The organism is Neobacillus rhizosphaerae (genome assembly GCF_937468385.1).
Taxonomy (GTDB): Bacteria; Bacillota; Bacilli; order Bacillales; family Cytobacillaceae; genus Neobacillus; species Neobacillus rhizosphaerae.
This window is the reverse complement of record NZ_CALBWS010000020.1, coordinates 1-19,446: the sequence shown is the minus strand read 5'-3', so window position 1 is coordinate 19,446 and position 19,446 is coordinate 1. Positions and strand designations below refer to the sequence as shown.

Below are 19,446 nucleotides of genomic sequence, written 5' to 3'. Positions count from 1 at the left end.
AAAGTGTAGTTTTAAACTTTTATTTTCTTTTAAAAGTATAAAAACCAAAAAAAGACTCTTCCGCCAGGCGAAAAAGTCTACAGTTTCTATTTTTTTCAAAAATGAACCCTTATTTTGATAACAACGTTAAGACGGTATCTAACACAACATTTACCCCTTTTTCGCAATCTTCCCAAGTCGTTAGCTCTTCTTCGCAATGGCTTTTTCCATTAATACTTGGAACAAACAGCATCGCCGTTGGGACGTAGCTGGCAATGAATTGAGCATCATGCCCGGCACCGCTGACCATTCGTTTATTGGAATACCCCAACGATTGGGCAGATTGTTCTAAGAGATTACAGATTTCCGGTTCAAACCAAACGGTATCCCGCTCCCATAATTTTGTCACTTTAACCTCACAACCCTCATTGACTCCTAAATGCGGAAGGCCTTGAACAAAATCCTTATAGGTGCTAACGATTTCAGGATCCTTATGCCGTGCCTCCAGTGAAAAGACTACCTTGTTTGGAATCACCGTATGGATACTCGGATACACATTCACCCTGCCGATGGTGAAGACTAATTCTTCATCTAACGCACCTAAGCGTTTGCGGATTTCGTTGATTAAATTATTGGTGGCAAACAGAGCATCCTTTCTCATGTTCATTGGGGTTGTACCGGCATGATCCGACTCCCCTGTTACTTCAATCTCGAAGCAGGCCATTCCCACAACACATTCTACAACGCCAATTGTGAGCGCCACATTTTCTAAGATTGGTCCTTGTTCAATATGTAGCTCTAAAAAGGCGGTCGCTTCTTTTAGGCGATTCTCAACTGCACCTTCGTACCCGCTGGCTTGGAGGGCTTCCTCAAAGGTAATTCCCTCTGAATCTTTCTTTTTTAACATGATAGATTTTTCAAATTTACCAGAGAGCACACCTGATGCCATCATCGAAGGCTCAAACCTTGCCCCTTCTTCATTTGTAAAATTGACAATCGTAATCGGTATTTGCGGCTTAATGTTATTTTCCACCAAGGTTCTGACTACTTCTAAGCCAGTTACTACACCTAGCACACCATCAAAGCGGCCACCTTTTTTTACCGTATCCAAATGTGACCCAATCAGAATAGGAGGTTTATTTTCGAGTCCATCGAGGGTAGCATACATACATCCCATATCATCAACCGTGACTGTCATTCCTAATTCCTCGCAGCAAGAACGGAAGTAATTTCTTACCTTGATATCTTCCTCAGATAACGACAACCGGGTAACCCCATTGTTTTCAGTCCGACCAAAGTCGGCAAATCGTTCCAGTTCCTTTTTAAGCCTTTCCCCATTAATCAATAACTTTTGCTTTTGCATGGTTACACACTCCCTCTTAAAAATGAGATTAAGAACGTTTTTATGTGTGTTAATAAATCTCATGGAGCAGAAAAGCGGAAATTCAGTTTACTAGTAACTGCAACGACCTTCATTACACAAGAAGTTCCGTTCCCAAGGTTATCTTATTTTATTATTTGTAAAAATATTCAGTCATTTTAATTATATAATACATTCTCAAGCTGTCACTAGACAAAACATAAAATCTTTCCGGCAAATTGTTTTATCATTTGTATAATTCTACTATTAATACGAACTAAAAAAACTATCATGAGCCTCAACTCCCAACCCTACCACTGAAAATAATTTAGAGAACAAGCCGTAGTCACCTAATAAAGGCGGTGAGAGCAGAGCTAGACTTCACATCTTTCGTCTAGTGAAATGGGTATTTCACTTTAACTGGTTAAAGTGATTCATTTTTGCGGCGCTCCGCCCCTTTTCCACAGAAAAAGAGACACCCAGCCATTTAAACTAGGTATCTCAGTTGGTTTAATAAAACCTTAAATAGCTTGCTCTGCTAAATAGTAGCGCAGTGTTTCGATGAACGTTTTCAAGGCTTTCGTCTGATAAGGTGAATGGGTTAGGATGGAAAAGTTCCGTTTAAAAGGCAGACCCTCCACCGGAATCATTCCAATATAGCCATTTGTTAATTCCTTTTCTATTGCCCAACGGGACAATAAGCTTATCCCAAGTCCAGCCTCAACCGATTCCTTAATTAGTTGTGTACTCCCGAATTCCATTATTTTTTTCGGGGTGAAGTCATACTTACGAAAAAGATTTTCTGCCGCTTCCCTTGTACCGGAGCCCTCTTCCCTTAGTATCCATCTTTCTTCCTCTAAATCAGAAATTCTATTTTCCCTTTTCATGGTCAATAGACGATGACGGGGAGAAGCAACGATGACCATTCTATCTTCGGAAACTACTTCTGAATTTAGCATATCCTCGTTAATAAATCCTTCAATGATACCAATATCTAATTGATGCATTTTTACAAGCTCAATGATTTCTTTTGTATTTTGGATCTTGATAGACGGACTGATAAGTGGGTACTGCTCCTGCATTCTGGCAATAATATGCGGCAGGATATATTCGCCAAAGGTGTAGCTCGCGCCAATCGCAATCGACCCACTCGCCTTATTTGTCAGGTCGTCGACTAATGACTGCATTTTTGTATATAGTGCCAATATTTCTTTTGCATGATGGTAGACAATCTCCCCTGCCTTATTAAGGCGAACATACTTATTGCTCCTCTCCAATAGCCTGGTACCAATTGATTCTTCTAAGGTTCTGATATACTGACTTACCGCCGGCTGTGTCATATGCAGCTCCTCCGCTGCTTTAGAAAAATTTTCTTTTTCCACGACCTTAACAAACACCTCTAAATGTTGGTCCATAATAGTTCCCTCCTTTTTTTAGTTTTATATATACATAATTACTTATCATCCCTATTATATATCTTTATTTTTCTTATGCACGGTCCTGGAGTATTCTGAAGGTAGAAAATAAACTGAGGTGTTATAAATGGGGAGCCAAAGTGCAAGAGTTTTATCTTTGAAAGAACAAAAAGGCCAGGAGCAAAAAAGGCCTGAACCAAAGCTTGACATAGGGTTATGGTTAGGAGGGATCGCTTTTACTGTTGTCATAGCGGCAATCGGTTACGCCTTATCAAAAGTCCCTGGCTTTGATCATGTTGGACCGCTAGCTTGTGCCATCGTGATTGCGGTCATTTATCGGCAATTTTTTGGTTATCCGGAAAAAATACGCGCTGGGATTCAATTTTCCGCTAAACGTTTTTTACGCTTTGCGATTATTTTATATGGCTTAAAGCTAAACATTGATATTGTTCTTCATCAAGGGCTTGGACTACTTGCACGTGATATCGGTGTTATTACTTTTGCCATTTTAGCAACCATTTGGTTAGGGAAACTTTTAAAAGCAGAGTCCTCTTTAGTATTACTCCTTGGGGTCGGAACAGGGGTATGCGGTGCGGCAGCGATTGCAGCCGTTTCACCAATCATTAAAGCAAAGGATGAGGATACTGCCATCGGTGTAGGTATCATCGCCCTCGTGGGAACGATTTTTTCAATTACCTATACGATCCTGCGTCCTTTTCTTCCGTTATCAGCAATTGATTATGGAATTTGGAGCGGGATCAGCCTTCACGAAATCGCCCATGTTGCCTTAGCCGGAGCTCCTGCGGGACCGGATGGTTTAGCGATTGCTTTGTTAGCAAAATTAGGACGTGTTCTGCTGCTCATCCCATTATGCTTTATTCTTATGTATTGGATGAAACGAAAAAATGCAGGAGAAAAAGAGGAAACGAAGATTGAATTTCCTTGGTTTTTGATTGGATTTATTCTGATGAGCTTGTTTGGCAGCTATTGTTTAGGTAAATCCATTCCGGTTTCGAAAGTGGTAATGGACGGTATTTCAACGGCGACAACCTTTATTCTAACCTCCGCAATGGTCGGCCTTGGCCTGAATGTTAGTTTACGTGATTTACGGACAAAAGCATTGCGGCCGCTTATCGCTATGTTGATAACATCTATCGTTCTTTCCGTTGTTGCATTTTTTATCGCCTAAAAGTATGCTTGGCATTTCATAGATTAATAGTAAGAAAAAGAAACTGGACTTAACAGCCATTCTTAGCGACAAAACCGGAAATCCTTAGCCGCCAAGACCTCAGCGCCAACTATCGAGTAGAAAAGAAATTCTCTACTCGACAGTTCCAAAACAAAACGTCCACCCCAGGAAGACAAATGTCCACGAATGGTGTCAGGCACCAACAGAGGCATCAACAGAAGTACCAACGGTGTATCAACCTACTCGACAAATTGAAGGTTCAAGTTCTCTGGATAGTTTAGTTCTAAGTCTTTCGGGATGCGCAGGTAGATGATTCTTTGTCCTCCGCTAAATTCAGAATGGTGTTCGCTAAAGAGGGATGGTTCTCCTGTAAATTGTTTGATGTTAAAGGTATTTCCAAATTGTGAGAACTTTATTTCACTTCTCTTTGGATTTAAAAGTGTGAGTTGATCCCCCGCTAGTTCCATACCAGGCAGATTTGCCAGCTCCGTTATATCCATTCCATTATAACTTGATCGTGTTTGATAAAATTCCGCTTCAATTTTACCGTCATTATTATTTTTCTTTTCCACGACGACCATTGCGTCTATATTTTCATCTTGGATGACAGCTAAATTAAGCTGCTGACCTTGATAATTGAAATTCCACTTTTTCCGGAGAAATTTGCTGCCCTCTTGATTAATGCTTCCCTCTACCGCTGCATCGTATAAATTTAAACTTTCTCGTTCAAGATCTGCAGTATTCACCTTTTTCAAACCGTCCATTATTTTAACGGGTTGGACAGCATTCAAAATTAAACAGATTAATAAGATAACCACATAGCCGCTTAATAGCCAATAAACGCGCTGACTGTATGAAAATTTCCCCTTCTTATGAACCATTTTGTTCCTAGTTCTTGTTGAGAAAACCAAAATACCAATAACAATTATTACAATTATAAGAAGTGGTATCATCCCCATCATGTCCTAACCTCCCTTCTATTGGACAATGCAAATGCACCGATAAAAAGCAATCCTGCCGTCATGATTATTTTGACAATAAATAAGGCTAGTGATGACTCCGTAAAGTAAAATCCCAATACCTTTGCGATGACACCAGTTTTTCCGCTAAGCCCATCAAATATTAATCCCCCTAAAAATGCTGCCGGTAACAAAACAGCAAACACTTTACTGATCTGCACAAGCGTTCCGACCAAATAACCTAACGCGCAAAATAGAAAGACATAAAGAATGGTCGAGAATATGCCGATAAGGAATTCCATTGGCATATCCATTACGGTCGTGCTTTTTAAAGCAAAATCACTTTTAAAGTAATACACAATCACTTTGATTAAATTGGTAGATAACATCGCTGTAATTCCACCAATGACGCTTGCGATTAATAAAAATACCATATTGGATAGATTACTACTGGCTCGATTGGTTACAAATATGAAGTCATCAATTCGATACGTCTTTGTCGTAATGACAATTGCTGTAATAAACCCCCAAAGCATCGTAAAGGCCACAACAAAATCAGCCGAAAAATAGCTCACGTTTATTTGGATACTTCCACTGCTAATCCCCCCTCCTCCAACACCGTTCAAGGAGAAGAAAACGGCAAGTAATTGGATGAAAATAAGTGAAATAAATACCTGACTGTAAGCCTTCAGCTTATAAACATACTGTTTTTTCACAATATCTATAAGACTAACCTTTGTTAAAGACATCATCGATTCCCCCTTTCGTTTTGCTAGTTAGGTAAACACATAGGTCACTTGAAGAAACTGGAGTGAGGTCAATTCCGGCAATGCGGGCACTTTGCCATTCTGTTTCTGAGAAATTATTCCTTACGACAACGTACGACTGGTCTGGACCAATATTTTTTGTAAAAATTAGTTCCTTGTTTTGTGTCCATTCATCAACGATGGCAGTCTTCCCCTGGAGTCCAATTGCCCATTCCTTCAAATCTGCGATTGGCATGTGAAGAAGTTCTTTCCCATCTTTCATGAGGAGAATGTCTTCAAGCAAATCCTCAATCTCATTTAAATGATGGCTTGAAATTATGATGGTCCTTGGGTGGGCGAGATAGTCTTTAAGCAAGGCACGGTAAAAATCCTGTCTGACCGCAGCATCCATCCCCGAGGTCGGTTCATCAAAAAGTGTTAATGGAACTCGGGCAGCCAATCCTAAAATCATATTAAATGTACTTTTCATTCCCTTAGAGAGTCCTTCATAATGCTGCAATGGGCTTAAGGAGAAATAATCGAAAAGACGATTGGCCAGTTCGCGATCCCAATTTTGATAAAAGCTGGCTGCCACCTCTAACAGTTCCTTAAGATTTAAGGCAGTAGGGAGATCCATTTGATCGTGAATAAAAACAACATTAGCTGAAACTGTCAGATTGTTAAAAGGACTTTCTGAAAATACCTTTAGGTCACCAGAGGTTTCTTTCATAAAACCCGCGATAATTTTGAGCAGCGTTGTTTTCCCTGCCCCATTCCTGCCAATGAGCCCAGTAATTTTATTTTCTTCTATGTTGCAGGAAAAATTATTTAACGCCTTCACTCCACCATATGCTTTCGTCAGTCCCTGACACTCGATTACACTCATTTCTCTACCTCCCCTATGTCTGCCGCATTGATCATTTCGATTAATTCTTCTTTACTTACCTGCAGTCGCGCCGCTTCTATCACAATTTCCTGCACCAATCGTTTTAGGGTTTGATTTTTCCGTTTGGTAAGGATCATTTCTTTGGCATTGCTTGTTACAAACATTCCTAGTCCACGTTTTTTATAAAGAATTTGTTCATCTACCAATATGTTCAGCCCCTTTGCCGCCGTTGCGGGATTGATATTATAAATCTCTGCAAGCTGATACTGGGAGTAAATCTTTTGATCACTTTCAACATTTCCGTTCAATATCTCGTTCTCTAGCCATTCCGAAATCTGTACATAAATCGGCTTTGTCCCGTCCAAATTGATGATCAACCCTTCCCCTCCTCTCCATCATACATAGTACATTAGTGTTGTAATGTAGTATATTATAATTGGAAATAAAAAACAATGCCATTTCGTCATTTTTCCAATAAATATTTTCACATGGTGCCTGACACCCTTTTTCTTTTAATATTCCGACTATTAATGTATCTTTGAAGGATAAGGAATTTGAAGATCGAGAGGCGCAGCTTATGTGGAGAAACCGAAATGTATGGATTTTGTTAACGGGGGAATTTATCGCCGGCCTTGGCCTATGGCTTGGGATTATTGGTAATTTGGAATTCATGCAGGAGAAATTACCTTCAGATTTCTTTAAGTCACTACTGTTAGCTGGGGGACTGCTAGCGGGAATAGCGGTTGGACCTTATGCGGGCAGGCTTACAGATCAAACTAGTAAAAAAACAGTTATGCTGATTTCAGGATTTGTTCGGGCTGTCAGTGTCATTTTTATGCTCATCGCAATTGCGACTGGCTCAATTTGGTGGATGGTCGTATTTCTAGTCTTGCTTCAGATTTCTGCTGCTTTCTATTTTCCAGCCCTTCAAGCTGCATTACCACTAATTGTCTCTGATAAGGATTTGCTTCAGTTGAACGGTGTTCATATGAATGTCTCAACCCTTTCTCGAATTATTGGAACGGCGCTAGCCGGGGTCTTATTGGTTATCCTGCCAATCAGCTTGCTCTATGTTGGCTCCCTGGTGGCCTATATTGGGCTTTTTATCCTAACCTGGTTCTTGAATTTCAATGAAGGAAATGGAGAAAAGCTAACAAAGAAAAAAAGTAAAGAAAAAGCTAGCTTCAAGGATGTATTTTCAGTTATCAGGGGTCTTCCAATTGTTTACATGACGCTGATTATGACACTTATTCCCGTTCTATTTCTTGGCGGGTTTAATCTTATGGTCATCAACATCAGTGAACTCCAGGACAGTTCAGCTATTAAGGGCTGGATTTACACGGCTGAGGGGATCTCGTTTATGATTGGTGCCTTTTTCATTAAAAGAATCAGCGACCGAACCTCTCCTTACATCATTTTGTTTGCATGCTCCTTTATGGTTGGTGCCTCACAGCTCCTTCTCTATTTAGCAAGCATTCAGTTAACGACTATCATAGCTTTTATGTTATTTGGATTTTCTGTCGGCTGCTTCTTCCCAACAGCTGCAACCATTTTTCAAACGAAGGTACCAAAGGATTTCCATGGGCGGTTTTTCTCTTTCCGCAACATGCTAGACAGGATTTCCTTTCAAATTGTCCTACTCATAAGCGGCTTTCTATTAGATTTAATTGGCCTGCAGCTCATGTGCGTCCTTTTCGGAAGTCTATCAATCATCATGACTACTATCTTCTATACAAGACATAAACACCTGCAAACACATATCGTTAAACAAGAAAACAGCACAAAGGCACCATTCACTAGCGAATAGAGAATGGCGCCCTTTTTTGTCCACCACCAGAGGACAAATGTCCACGAGTGGTGCCTGACACCCTAATTTGACACCCTAATTAACAACCTTCTCCAAATAATTCTTTCATATATTCATTTAGGAATAGTTCATGTGGGTCTAGTTCTTCTCTTACTGCAAGGAAGTCGGGGAGCTTTGGATAAAGGAGTAGTAGTTGTTCTTTAGTTAGTTTGTGCATTTTTCCCCAATGTGGTCTTCCTTCATATTTCCTCATAATCCTTTCCATATCAGAAAAATATTCCTCATACGGCATCCCCTTGTACATATGGAAAGCAATATAGGCAGAATCCCTTTCATAGGATGGACTTAGCCAGATGTCATCTGCCTTGACAGTCCTGCATTCGATTGGAAAATGTACCCGATACTTCTCCAATTCGATACACTGCCGAATTTCTTGAATCGCTGCTTTCATATGGTGAATGGGAATACTGTATTCGATTTCCCTAAACCGAACGAGTCTTGGCGTCGCAAAAAGCTGGTAGCTGTGCGCTACAATCTTCGTGGTTCCCACACCTTTTGCAGATAACATGCTGATAAAGCGACTACTCCTCGGAAAAAGGCGGCAAATCTCAGAGAGGATAAAAAATAAATAGTTTTCAAGTAATAGATTTGTAAAGTTATGCAATGACAATGACTGGGGTCTTTTGGCAGTATTATTCATCGTTTTTATTTGGACAATATTTGAATAGGGAAAGAGATAGAATTCGAAGTGGCGGTTTTGTTCAATGTATTGTTCTAGCTGTACTTCAAGGCGCGAGTAGTCTATCTTTTGACTTTTATATTCGTATACTGGGCTTTTCGTAATTTTCAAGGTAACTTTGACGATAATCCCGAGACTCCCAAGTGAGACGAGGCACGCCTTAAAATAATCAGGATTGCTTTTTTCCGAGATTACTAGGACTTCACCCGAAGCTGTAACCAATGACAATTCCAGCACCTGGGTTGAGATATTTCCAAATTTCAGTCCTGTCCCATGGGTGCCGGTGGAAATAGCTCCAGCAATGCTTTGAACATTAATATCACCAAGGTTTTCCTGAGCATATCCGATATTTCCAAGCGCTTCACCTAGCTTAAATAACCGTGTACCACCGAGAACTGTTGCTGTCCCAGCTTGTTCATCAACTTTTTCAACCCCACTTAGTTGGTCAAGTGAGACAAGCCAATTATCTGTTTTTACCAGACTAGTAAAGGAATGCCCAGCTCCTACCACTCTAATCTTTTTCCCTAGCTTTGCTGCTTCAGTGACAATCTCGCAAACTTCGTCAATCGATGATGGATAAAGGAGCTTTTCAGGAACACTGTCAAAAGTATGAGCCCAGTTTTTCCATCTTCGGCCTTGCACAGTTTTTATCATAGGAAACAGGCTCCTTCCCCTCGATAGGTCAAATAGTGATCCATGACTTGCTGGTCAGCCACACAAACGATCTCCTTAAAGCGCTCACATATTTCGCCAGCCTTTGCAGGCCGGAAAATAATGACCCCACCCATTTCCAGCGTTTCTTTTTCAAATAAGACAGGCGTTTGTACCTCGCCAGCTCCTTCAAATGGTAACAGCCTGCCACCAGGTGGATAAACAGGCTGAGGATTTTTGTCCTCGCCCGGAGGTCCGGAAGCAATATAGCCGCCACCAAGACATGTATAAATATTAGGGGCAGGCTTTCTTACTACAGGTAAGGCAAAGTATAAGGCCGGCTTGAAGCGGAAACTTCGATAGTAGTCAAACAACAACGGCGCATAGAAACCCGACCCAACAGTAACCTCTGTGACGACATTTTCCTTTGAGGTGGTATGCAGACTTCCTGTTCCGCCGCCATTCACAAGTTCAAGTTCCAAACCTTCACTGTGAAGCACCTGAACGATTTCCATTCTTCTGCGTTCGATTTCAGCAATTGATTTCCTTTTCAGGTAAGCGATCAGGCTATTTTTTATCTTTTGAGCTGGTACGGTGTCGCCAACTCCAGCAATTTGGGCTTCATACCCCATAATTCCAAGGAGCTGTAGTCTCGAAGAATCCTTGATTTTCCGTGCAAGCTGAAGAACCTCTTTTTCATTTTTTAGAGGCGAACGCCTTACTCCAAAATGCAGGCTTGCGAACTTTGTGCTCATATCAACATCTATACACAGATAAAATTTACCGTCCGCTTCCAAGGCAATCCTAGCAAGGTGGTCAATATGTTCTAGCGAATCGACCATACAAATAATTTTCTTCCCCTTGTGATTGAGGGAGGCAATTTGAAGAAGCGCCTCCCTATCCCAACAAGGATATCCTAGCAAAATATCATCAAAGCCCTTTTCTTCTAGAAAAATGGCTTCATTGGGGCTGTAACACATTAGCCCTTGGAAAATGGGATTTGATTGGAATATTCTTTTCAAAACGGGAACTGATCGAATCGATTTGCTGGCGATTCGAATTTGTTTCCCGTTTGCCTTTCTAGCAATTTCCCTGCAGTTATCATCAAAAGCCTGGACATCGAGCAGTAAAGCAGGAAGTTGAATCTCCGATGCAATTGTTTCAAAACGTAACAACAACAACACCTCACTTTATAAATATGAAAAGAGCTCTCTTCGATTATATAGTATTAAACATCCTTTATGATATTAATTTACACAAAATTCTGAATTTAAAAGATGCAGGGAATCGTTTAAAAGGTGTCAGGCACCACAAAAAGACATTTGTCCACGAGCGGTGCCTGACACCATTACCACTATTTACACAATACTAGCCATGTGTTTCATTTTAGCTTTGGGCGAAGCAGAACTTCCAAAACCTTCAGGGGGCTATGAATTTTTGCCAATTTTTCCGTTATTAAAAAAACAATTCGTTATCTTCAGGAAATTTTGTACAATAGATTATATAGAACCCTTTATTACAATCATATTCAGACGATATAGAACTAACTTCAAGAGAGAATTTCTATTATAGGAAGGGAATTGAATGTTATGTTGAAATCAAGGTTATACGAACTATCGTTATTTCTTACTGCTGTGGCCATAGCATTTTCTTCATCGGAAATTTTGGCAGACAACACCAGCTTTATAACGGCCATCATTGTATTCTGGTTTTTCTCCACTCTATATTTTCGTCTTCGGGTATTCTATAAAAATGGCAATACTAATATTGAATATGGAATTAGCTATGATTTATCCTTTGTTTTATTTGCTGGACCATTGGGCTTGTTCATCTTGGAGACCATTTATCGATTTACTGTTTATTTTTATCGAAAATGGAAGAAAATCGCTGACCCTAATGAATTCTTCGATACTTTTTATAATATTGGCACCTTTGTTATAACTAATTCATTTGTCTATTTTCTATTCCAACACTTTCATTCGAGTTTTCAATCTTTCCCCTTTGGCTATTGGGTTCTACTTTTTATATTAGTATGTATTTCTTCTTACATTTCAGGGGCAATTATGGTGTTATTATTTGGTACTATCGGAGAATCAATAACCTTTAAAGAGGGAATCCACTTTATTTTTAAAGATATAAGTTTTCTTGACTATGGGAAAGTGGCGATAACTAACGGTCTATTATTTCTTTTTCTCCAAGAGGGAAAATGGGAAATGATAATCAGCTTATTTATTTTAAACTACATTGTTAATCTTTCGTTTTATTCAAAATCTCAAAGTATTCAAAACAAGCTAGAACGGGATCAGTTCGAGCAAATGGCCTATACAGACTTTTTGACTGGCGTCTTTAATCGCACCTTCATGGATAAAAAAATGGAGGAGTTAAACCAAACTAGCGAGAAAATCGGTATTGTCGTAGCCGACATCGATAAATTTAAAAGAATTAACGACAGCTACAATCATGCTGTAGGGGATAAAGTTATCCAACACTTTGCTGCGACACTAAAAGGCTACCTGAGCGAAGATGATTATCTTTTCAGAAGCGGCGGTGAGGAATTTACTCTTTGTCTTAGAAAAAGAGATTTTAGTGAGACAGCGGATTTGATTAATAGTATCCTACGTGGAGTTGAAAAAAATTCCGTGGAAGTAGAGTACAATGGGGAAAAAACCTCCATTTTCTATACAGCATCATTCGGGCTCTATTTCTATAAAATTAACGAACTCACCTCAATTGAAAAAGCCTATATCCAAGCAGACGAATTAATGCTCCAATCCAAACAACGTGGAAAAAACCAAGTATCGATGGTAAACGGCCTAATAACCAAAGAATTGGTATAACTAGAAAACTCTTTTCTAATAGATTATTGCTAATTATTTCTTAAGTGTCAGGCACCACTAAAATACATTTGTCCTTCTCCGGTGGACACTGATTAATATTGGTGCCTGACACATTAGGATACCCTTTTTAGATTTTTGAACTGTCCTTTTGATAGGACGGTTTTTTCAAGCCGGTGGGCCATCATTCCTGCAAGGACTGATAGGATAATATCCTTTGGCAGCGGAGCAACCATCCACAACCAGGCCATTTTGTAGGTAAATCCTTCTGGTGCATCAGCCCAAAGCTTATAAGCATAATACATCCAGTTTGTTCCGAAGAGGTAATTGACGGCCATTCCGATTAAGGAGGCTATGATAAAAGCCGACAAAGTTTTTTTCCTTTCCACCACTTTCCCAATGATAAAAGCAGCAAAAATATACGAAATGATAAAACCAAAAGTCGGTCTAAAAATGATTGAGAGTCCTCCGTAAAAATCTGCAAAGACTGGTGCTCCCACCATACCTAATAACATATAAACAATCATCGCAATCGCGCCCAATCGACTCCCCAAAATTAATCCTGCTAAGATAGCAAAAAAGGTTTGCAAGGTGATCGGAACTCCGCCTACACGCAAAAATGGAGCAATCGTTGTTATGTTTGCCCCAATCGTCATAAGCGCTACGAACATTCCAACAAGTGTTATATCAAGTGCCCTTAACTTCATTCTTTTCATTCTCCCATCGTAAATTAAAATGTCATAAATATAAAATAAATGGTTTAGAGGTTAATTGTCAACCATAAAATAATTTTGGTTAACAATAAGTTTTTTGATGATATACAATCGAGTTTCCAAAAAGGCATTTGATTTACTTTCTATTTTTGTTCAATAAATACTAGGAATTTCTCAAAGGCCAATCTATAGCCCTTAAAATACTATATAAATTCCCCTTCACTTTTATTAAATATATTATTATGGATATAACAGGAATCTTTAAGAGAAGGCAAACGAATAGGAGGCTTTTATGAACAGAGAACAGATGCTTGACCTTTTTAATAAACATATGCGGATTGAGATTACCTATCCTGGGTATCGCGTTGAAAGGAACGCCACAGTTATTCGACAGATATCCTCGACAAGCGAACCGGGTTTCGTCCTTTTTTCTCAAATGGATGAATCTAACGCAGACGCGGTCATCGATGAACAAATCAGCTATTTTTCTAATTTAAATCAACCATTCGAATGGAAGGTATTCGATTATGACCAGCCGAAAAGCTTAAAGGAAAAGCTGCAGGCAAGGGGATTTACCATCGAAGACCAGGAAGCCCTTATGGTATTCGATTTAACCGAAGGTGAACAACTGCTGAACATGCCTGTGCAGCCAGAGATTAAAAGAATCACCGATGAACAAGGCATATATGAGATCGTCCGGCTGGAAGAAGAGATTTGGAATGTAAGTCACCAAGAGTTAGGCGAACGGCTGGTAAAAGAATTACACGACAATTTATCGGGATTGCATGTTTATGGGGCCTTTGTCGCGGATAGAGTTGTCAGTGCAGCCTGGATGTACCTTCACGAAGGCACTCCATTTGCAAGCCTATGGGGAGGATCCACACTACCTGAATTTAGGAAACGAGGTTTCTACAGTTCGCTGCTCGTCATCCGTGCTCGTGAGGCCGCTTCAAGAGGATACCGTCTATTAATGGTCGATGCCAGCTCTATGAGCCAGCCCATCCTCGAAAAACAAGGCTTCCAATGCCTAGCCTACTCAACACCTTGCATGTCACAAGCATTCGAATAAAAGTGATTAGCAGTTACCATATCGATAAATTCGGCTAAAACGACAAAAAAGGATTGGGCATTATCAAGGCTCAATCCTTTTTCAGCACATGGGTGTCAGTCACCACAAGTTTTTTCGCACAATGTCCGCCCCACACGGACAATTGTCCGCGATCGGTGCCTGACACCTTCTCTATTACACGCTATTTTTTCATTTCAATGCCAGTCAAGATGGCGTAGCCGTTGTTGACTTTGGCTTTTGCCCATATTTCACCTTTGGTAGACGCCTTTTCCCATTCTGTTCCGGTATTGTCCTCGATATAATATTTATCAAGACTGTACTTGATGAAAGCAACTTCATTTCCATTCCGATTTGTACCAATAAAGTCTAGGTTTCCTTTTAGAAATATTCCCTTTTCTGGTTTATGAAGAGTAACCTTAACAGGGGTATGGACTCCGTTCTTTTTTTCCAAAAGAACATATACCACTCTATTACGCCCCCATCCCATTGTTTCATCGAGCACTTCTTGTTCCACCAATTGTTTTGGGACTTCTTCTGCATCATATCGTAAAGTCACATAATCACCCCGAAATAAGTCCGATGGGTCGACCGGTATTGTTTGTAGAGTAATCTCTTCCCCTTTCACCAGTGTAAGAAGAGGATTAAAACACATACCCAAAAGAATGAGCACTGGCACTAAACAGGCCAATATCAACTGTTTTGTTCGTTTATTCATGAATTTCCTCTCCTCTTCTTCTTTGTTTTTCAAAATAAAAACCAAAGCCGAGCAAGAGGACTCCTCCAATGATAAACACGAACGATTTTGGTAAAAAGGCAAAGGAGATATCCAAGTAAAAACGGAAAATCATCACACATAGGATGATGATGCTGAGCAAGCTCCCTTTTTTTATTAAGTAAAAAAGAAAGAGGAGATAGAGCAGTGAAAAGGCAATATACATCCACCCTACTTGACCAGGCCATGTGTCCTCAAAAGATAGCAAAAGAGCGGCAACTCCATGGACGAGGTATCCTAAAAATACGTACACCTCTCTTATTTTTCCTCTCAAAAAGACAAGACCAATGCCGATGGCCAAATAGATTAAGCCATGCACATATGGATAATCGAAATACTCGAACCTATAGATAAAATAGCTAATGATAGTGCCAATAAAAGCAAGCAATGTTAGGCCATTGACAAAGCCTGTTACTCTTGAAAAACTGATTTTCTCATTTAAATAATATATCGCGGCGATCCAAACAAGAATCCAGAAGGGGATGACTTCTCCTTGAAGATAAGAGCTGTCTAAGATGTGAATAAGTGAAAAAACTGCTGCCGCCAATAAAATCCATTTATCACGAAGCACCAAGGCTAACGGTAGAATACCAAGCGACCACCATAAAAAGGCCTCCTGAATACTTCCTCCAATATGAAACATCTGTTCAACTAGAAAAATACCGGCACCGAAAACAAGTACACCAAGATAATAGAAGCTCTTTGACGTCTTCGGATAATTTCTTTCAAGCTTCAATCCAGTAAAATTACAGCCAAGAAAGATGCCAAGAATAAGAAGAAGTTTGAGTGGTTTTCCAATCTCACCCCAGTTACTCGCGATGAAGCTAAGAATTCCGGCCCCAATTAATATCGAACCCACATACAGGAGCGTCTTCGTAAAGGATGGCTTATCCCTTACTTCATACAATGCTTGAATCTCTTCGGACTTTTCAGTTGGAATAACCTGTTTTTCAACCAAGTAATGAAGCTCCTGCCTTAAAAACTTTAACTCATCCTCTTTGACAACACGCATGAAAATTCCACCCCCTTCATTTAATCTATTCATAAACAATGCAATAAATAATAAATTCCCTAGCCAAAAAAGATTGAAATATCTAAAAACATCCTTCAAGCATATTTTATCAAAAAATGGTGTCAGACACATCATAGCTCAAAAAATAATGTCCACCCACAGCACACAAATGTCCACGAGTGGTGCCTGACACCCTAGTTGTTACACATAATTACTCAAGAATCGACAAAATTCTACTGAAACAAAAATAATGTCACTAACAGATTTTTCTTAAAAGATATTACAGGATAAGTTTGTTGTTTACCTCCATCCCAACCTGAGTTTTTACTTTCAAGAATCATAGTATTTTTCTGTGGAAAAGGGGCGGAGCGCCGCAAAAATGAATCACTTTAACCAGTTAAAGTGAAATACCCATTTCACTAGACGAAAGATGTGAAGTCTAGCTCTGCTCTCACCGCCTTTATTAGGTGACTACGGCTTGTTCTCTAAATTTACTTCAATGGTAGGGTTGGGAGTTGAGGCTCATGATAGTTTTTTATAGATACAAAAAACCTATTAATTTTTATATTACTATTTCTTCGAGTTCTGAAATTTTTGTAGGACGAAATAGACATTATCCTTTGATTATATGACAAAATATTATGAAAATTAAAATTATAATAGACTTGTATCAAAATTTGAATATTTTTGGAGGTGCTATTATTACGTGAAGAAAAAACAAAAGTGGAAAAGAAATTTAATGATCATGACCGCGATAACCGGACTCGGTTTCTCGGTACTATCCCCCAGCCTCAGTATGCCCACTAACGCAGATGAAACAGACTTACCACTACCTAAGGAAGAATCTGTCTCCATTGTTCAACTAGTCGTGCCGAATGACAAAGCCAAGGATAAGTTACTTGAACTTGGAATTGACCTTACTCATAGAATTGAGGAAAACAATGGACAACTTGAAGTAGATGCAGTTGTCACACCATCTGAAATTGAAATGCTAAAGAATTATGGTATCAATGTAAAAGAAACATTAATTACAGAAAATGAATGGAATGCTAGAGTAGCAGAACGGCAATCAGCTGTTCAGCTTCAAGCTAGTTTAGCCGCTACCGAAGATACTCTTAAAGTCCTTAGGGCTAATCATTTTACCAATCAATCGGATACTTTCCTTTATCTCGAAGTGAAATCGAGTGCAGGCGCTACAGCAAGCACCGCTCTTAAAGCGACCTGGACAGAGAATGGGGTAGAAAAGTCTGCCACGCTTTCTAGATTAGTTGATTATGGAGAATATTTATACCACTATCTAATGCTGCCTGTAACTGCCATCCCTGAATCAGTAAAAATTGAATCTAATCTTGGTGGGGCAGCTTCGAGTGCTGTAACCGAATGGCTAGGAAAAGAGCCTAAAAAGCCAAAAACAAATTATGTCACCGATTTCGTTGACCACTATATGGCTCCGAATGAATTATATGACCGTGCTGAAAAACTAGCAAAAGAGTTCCCAAAATTAGTAGAAATCATTAAAATGCCTAACAAATCAAATGGATACAGACGTCTTGCTCAGGCAACCATTGGCAGCACAACGAATACTTCAGTAGTGGTTTCCTCAAAAGCTTGGGGTCATGAAGGCGGTAATGATGTATCGGTAGAATTTATGAATCCTGGAACTCCTAACTCTCCACTTAAATTAACTGTAGATGGTAAAAAGATTTCAGTAGATTTAGCTACCAATGCAGCCGGTAATCCTACAAGTACTGCAAAACAGGTCGTTGATGTCATAAATGCAAATGTAAGTCAACTTGTAACCGCGACTACATATCGCGGCAACAGTGGAGCAGGGGTTGTTTCACCAGTTACTGCGAAATTAACTGACAATTTAAAAGCACCGGCAGATGTTTCCCGTGATCCTTTCACGGTCAAAGCGATCCGAATTGGTAAGAATCGTGACGGATCCAAGCCTGGGGTATTGGGATATGCTCAGGAACACGCCCGTGAGTGGGTGACCCCGCTTGTGACAATAGAAACAGCTGAGCGACTGCTTCGAAACTACGATCATGATAGTGAAACGAAGAAACTTGTTGATAATCTTGATATCTTCCTTGTTCCGTCCGTAAACCCTGACGGCGCCAATTACAGCTTCTATGATTTCAACAATCAACGGAGAAACATGACCAACCACTGTGGTCCTACCGAATCTGATCCCGCATACCGCAATTCTTGGGGAGTTGACCTTAACCGTAACCATACAGTCGGCTCAGCTTTTGACGGTTATATCGGTGCCTCAACAACGAACTGTAGAAGTGATACTTATGCTGGACCATCAGAAAACTCCGAACCTGAAGCTAGAAACCTTGTCTGGCTTGCTGACAAAAATCCGAACATTAAGTTTGCTATGAATATTCATAGCTATGGCGGCTACTTCATGTGGTCACCTGGTGCTTACAATGCCAACCGTGTAACATTACCTCGTCCGAGTGCAGGGGAAGAATCATTCTATTGGGCTGCATCTGATATCATGTTAAATGACATTCAGGACCACCGTGGAACGGTCATTCTTCCAAGCCGTACAGGTCCGATTCCTGATGTATTGTACTCAGCTGCAGGTAACTCCGCAGACTACCTATGGTATGAAAAAGGGATTTACGCCTGGAATTTCGAAGTAGGGGCAGATTTATGGAATAAGGATACGAAGAGATGGCAAGCGGTTGGATTCCAGCCATCGTTTGCAGAGGGTCATGAAGAGGCAATGGAATTTTCAAACGGTTTGATTGGCTTGATTAAAATAGCTTATAACTATGCGAAGGACCATCAGAAGCCTTCCTCAAAAGCTACACCTGGAAACGGTAAATACACAGGACCAGTTGAGGTTAAGATTGAAACAAGCGAGCCAGCGACCGTTTATTACACACTCGATGGCAGCCGCCCTACCTTCCAATCAGCGAAAATCAATTTAAGCGGAACACGTGAATTTGCAGAAACGATAAAAATTAATAAAACAGCAACAATCAATTATTTCGCTGTTGATGCAGCAGGGAACATTGAGAAAAATTACAATCCGCTTGGCAATGGGGAAAACTATAACTCTGATACGATTACAATTAAGTAAATGAAAGCAAATGGGTTGATCCTGCGGGGTCAACTCTTTTTTCAGGAGGTTAGTATACTCATCTAACTTTAAAAACCAAAAGCCTGACTCGTTGTGAACTGCCCCGTAAATGTTAGACACCAATCTGACGTTTACGGGGGTTTTTTTATGGCCAAATTTACAGCAGAAGATAGAATACAGATTGTTTTACGGTATGTAAATGGGAACGAAGCTAT

16 protein-coding genes are annotated in these 19,446 nt (G+C 39.9%); 5 read left to right on the top strand and 11 right to left on the bottom strand.

Annotated features, from left to right (window positions below):
- Positions 1–109: 109 nt before the first annotated feature.
- Both M5A78_RS14955 and M5A78_RS14950 read right to left on the bottom strand, forming a co-directional pair.
- Positions 110–1,342, bottom strand: coding sequence for a Zn-dependent hydrolase (locus tag M5A78_RS14955; protein ID WP_248736081.1), 1,233 nt, complete (start codon positions 1,340–1,342; stop codon positions 110–112).
- Between the two features lie 518 nt (positions 1,343–1,860).
- Positions 1,861–2,754 (bottom strand): LysR family transcriptional regulator, encoded by an 894-nt coding sequence (locus M5A78_RS14950; protein ID WP_248736080.1) that lies wholly within the window; start codon positions 2,752–2,754, stop codon positions 1,861–1,863.
- Positions 2,755–2,881: 127 nt separating this feature from the next.
- Between M5A78_RS14950 and M5A78_RS14945 the strand changes: the two genes are divergently transcribed.
- The gene (locus M5A78_RS14945) at positions 2,882–3,943 is read left to right on the top strand and encodes a YeiH family protein (protein ID WP_248736079.1); all 1,062 of its coding nucleotides are present in this window, start codon (positions 2,882–2,884) and stop codon (positions 3,941–3,943) included.
- Positions 3,944–4,182: 239 nt separating this feature from the next.
- On the opposite strand, the gene M5A78_RS14940 is transcribed toward M5A78_RS14945, so the two are convergent.
- The 4 genes from M5A78_RS14940 to M5A78_RS14925 are packed head-to-tail and all read right to left on the bottom strand — an operon-like array spanning position 4,183 to position 6,911.
- Positions 4,183–4,905, bottom strand: coding sequence for a hypothetical protein (locus M5A78_RS14940; RefSeq protein ID WP_248736078.1), 723 nt, complete (start codon positions 4,903–4,905; stop codon positions 4,183–4,185).
- Positions 4,902–5,654, bottom strand: a complete 753-nt coding sequence (locus M5A78_RS14935) for a hypothetical protein (protein WP_248736077.1) — start codon at positions 5,652–5,654, stop codon at positions 4,902–4,904. Before M5A78_RS14935 ends, M5A78_RS14940 begins: the two co-directional genes overlap by 4 nt.
- Entirely contained in the window at positions 5,632–6,534 is a 903-nt protein-coding gene (locus M5A78_RS14930; RefSeq protein ID WP_248736076.1) for an ABC transporter ATP-binding protein, read from the bottom strand. Before M5A78_RS14930 ends, M5A78_RS14935 begins: the two co-directional genes overlap by 23 nt.
- Positions 6,531–6,911 (bottom strand): GntR family transcriptional regulator, encoded by a 381-nt coding sequence (locus tag M5A78_RS14925; protein ID WP_248736075.1) that lies wholly within the window; start codon positions 6,909–6,911, stop codon positions 6,531–6,533. Before M5A78_RS14925 ends, M5A78_RS14930 begins: the two co-directional genes overlap by 4 nt.
- Before the next feature lie 200 nt (positions 6,912–7,111).
- Here M5A78_RS14925 and M5A78_RS14920 point away from each other — a divergent pair, with 200 nt between their 5' ends.
- Entirely contained in the window at positions 7,112–8,341 is a 1,230-nt protein-coding gene (locus M5A78_RS14920) for an MFS transporter (RefSeq protein WP_248736074.1), read from the top strand.
- A gap of 79 nt (positions 8,342–8,420) precedes the next feature.
- On the opposite strand, the gene M5A78_RS14915 is transcribed toward M5A78_RS14920, so the two are convergent.
- Positions 8,421–9,731 (bottom strand): D-arabinono-1,4-lactone oxidase, encoded by a 1,311-nt coding sequence (locus M5A78_RS14915; RefSeq protein ID WP_248736130.1) that lies wholly within the window; start codon positions 9,729–9,731, stop codon positions 8,421–8,423.
- Complete coding sequence (locus M5A78_RS14910; RefSeq protein WP_248736073.1) at positions 9,731–10,906, bottom strand: amino acid deaminase/aldolase; 1,176 nt, start codon at positions 10,904–10,906, stop codon at positions 9,731–9,733. Before M5A78_RS14910 ends, M5A78_RS14915 begins: the two co-directional genes overlap by 1 nt.
- A gap of 414 nt (positions 10,907–11,320) precedes the next feature.
- Here M5A78_RS14910 and M5A78_RS14905 point away from each other — a divergent pair, with 414 nt between their 5' ends.
- Entirely contained in the window at positions 11,321–12,568 is a 1,248-nt protein-coding gene (locus M5A78_RS14905; protein ID WP_248736072.1) for a GGDEF domain-containing protein, read from the top strand.
- A gap of 113 nt (positions 12,569–12,681) precedes the next feature.
- Here M5A78_RS14905 and M5A78_RS14900 read toward each other — a convergent pair whose 3' ends face one another.
- Complete coding sequence (locus M5A78_RS14900; RefSeq protein ID WP_248736071.1) at positions 12,682–13,281, bottom strand: biotin transporter BioY; 600 nt, start codon at positions 13,279–13,281, stop codon at positions 12,682–12,684.
- A gap of 289 nt (positions 13,282–13,570) precedes the next feature.
- Here M5A78_RS14900 and M5A78_RS14895 point away from each other — a divergent pair, with 289 nt between their 5' ends.
- Positions 13,571–14,347 carry a GNAT family N-acetyltransferase gene (locus M5A78_RS14895; RefSeq protein WP_248736070.1) on the top strand — a complete coding sequence of 259 codons (777 nt, stop codon included), beginning with the start codon at positions 13,571–13,573 and terminating at the stop codon, positions 14,345–14,347.
- A gap of 181 nt (positions 14,348–14,528) precedes the next feature.
- On the opposite strand, the gene M5A78_RS14890 is transcribed toward M5A78_RS14895, so the two are convergent.
- Together M5A78_RS14890 and M5A78_RS14885 are read right to left on the bottom strand one after the other, a co-directional pair.
- Entirely contained in the window at positions 14,529–15,062 is a 534-nt protein-coding gene (locus M5A78_RS14890; protein ID WP_248736069.1) for a GDYXXLXY domain-containing protein, read from the bottom strand.
- Positions 15,055–16,131 carry a DUF2157 domain-containing protein gene (locus tag M5A78_RS14885; protein ID WP_248736068.1) on the bottom strand — a complete coding sequence of 359 codons (1,077 nt, stop codon included), beginning with the start codon at positions 16,129–16,131 and terminating at the stop codon, positions 15,055–15,057. The genes M5A78_RS14890 and M5A78_RS14885 overlap by 8 nt, the downstream gene beginning before the upstream one ends.
- A 706-nt stretch (positions 16,132–16,837) precedes the next feature.
- Between M5A78_RS14885 and M5A78_RS14880 the strand changes: the two genes are divergently transcribed.
- Positions 16,838–19,231, top strand: a complete 2,394-nt coding sequence (locus M5A78_RS14880; protein WP_248736067.1) for a M14 family metallopeptidase — start codon at positions 16,838–16,840, stop codon at positions 19,229–19,231.
- Positions 19,232–19,446 lie beyond the last annotated feature (215 nt).

Coding starts and splice junctions, on each gene's coding strand:
- M5A78_RS14955 (WP_248736081.1), bottom strand. CDS start 1,342: ATGCAAAAGCAAAAGTTATTGATTAATGGGGAAAGGCTTAAAAAGGAA.
- M5A78_RS14950 (WP_248736080.1), bottom strand. CDS start 2,754: ATGGACCAACATTTAGAGGTGTTTGTTAAGGTCGTGGAAAAAGAAAAT.
- M5A78_RS14945 (WP_248736079.1), top strand. CDS start 2,882: ATGGGGAGCCAAAGTGCAAGAGTTTTATCTTTGAAAGAACAAAAAGGC.
- M5A78_RS14940 (WP_248736078.1), bottom strand. CDS start 4,905: ATGATGGGGATGATACCACTTCTTATAATTGTAATAATTGTTATTGGT.
- M5A78_RS14935 (WP_248736077.1), bottom strand. CDS start 5,654: ATGATGTCTTTAACAAAGGTTAGTCTTATAGATATTGTGAAAAAACAG.
- M5A78_RS14930 (WP_248736076.1), bottom strand. CDS start 6,534: ATGAGTGTAATCGAGTGTCAGGGACTGACGAAAGCATATGGTGGAGTG.
- M5A78_RS14920 (WP_248736074.1), top strand. CDS start 7,112: ATGTGGAGAAACCGAAATGTATGGATTTTGTTAACGGGGGAATTTATC.
- M5A78_RS14905 (WP_248736072.1), top strand. CDS start 11,321: ATGTTGAAATCAAGGTTATACGAACTATCGTTATTTCTTACTGCTGTG.
- M5A78_RS14900 (WP_248736071.1), bottom strand. CDS start 13,281: ATGAAAAGAATGAAGTTAAGGGCACTTGATATAACACTTGTTGGAATG.
- M5A78_RS14895 (WP_248736070.1), top strand. CDS start 13,571: ATGAACAGAGAACAGATGCTTGACCTTTTTAATAAACATATGCGGATT.
- M5A78_RS14890 (WP_248736069.1), bottom strand. CDS start 15,062: ATGAATAAACGAACAAAACAGTTGATATTGGCCTGTTTAGTGCCAGTG.
- M5A78_RS14885 (WP_248736068.1), bottom strand. CDS start 16,131: ATGCGTGTTGTCAAAGAGGATGAGTTAAAGTTTTTAAGGCAGGAGCTT.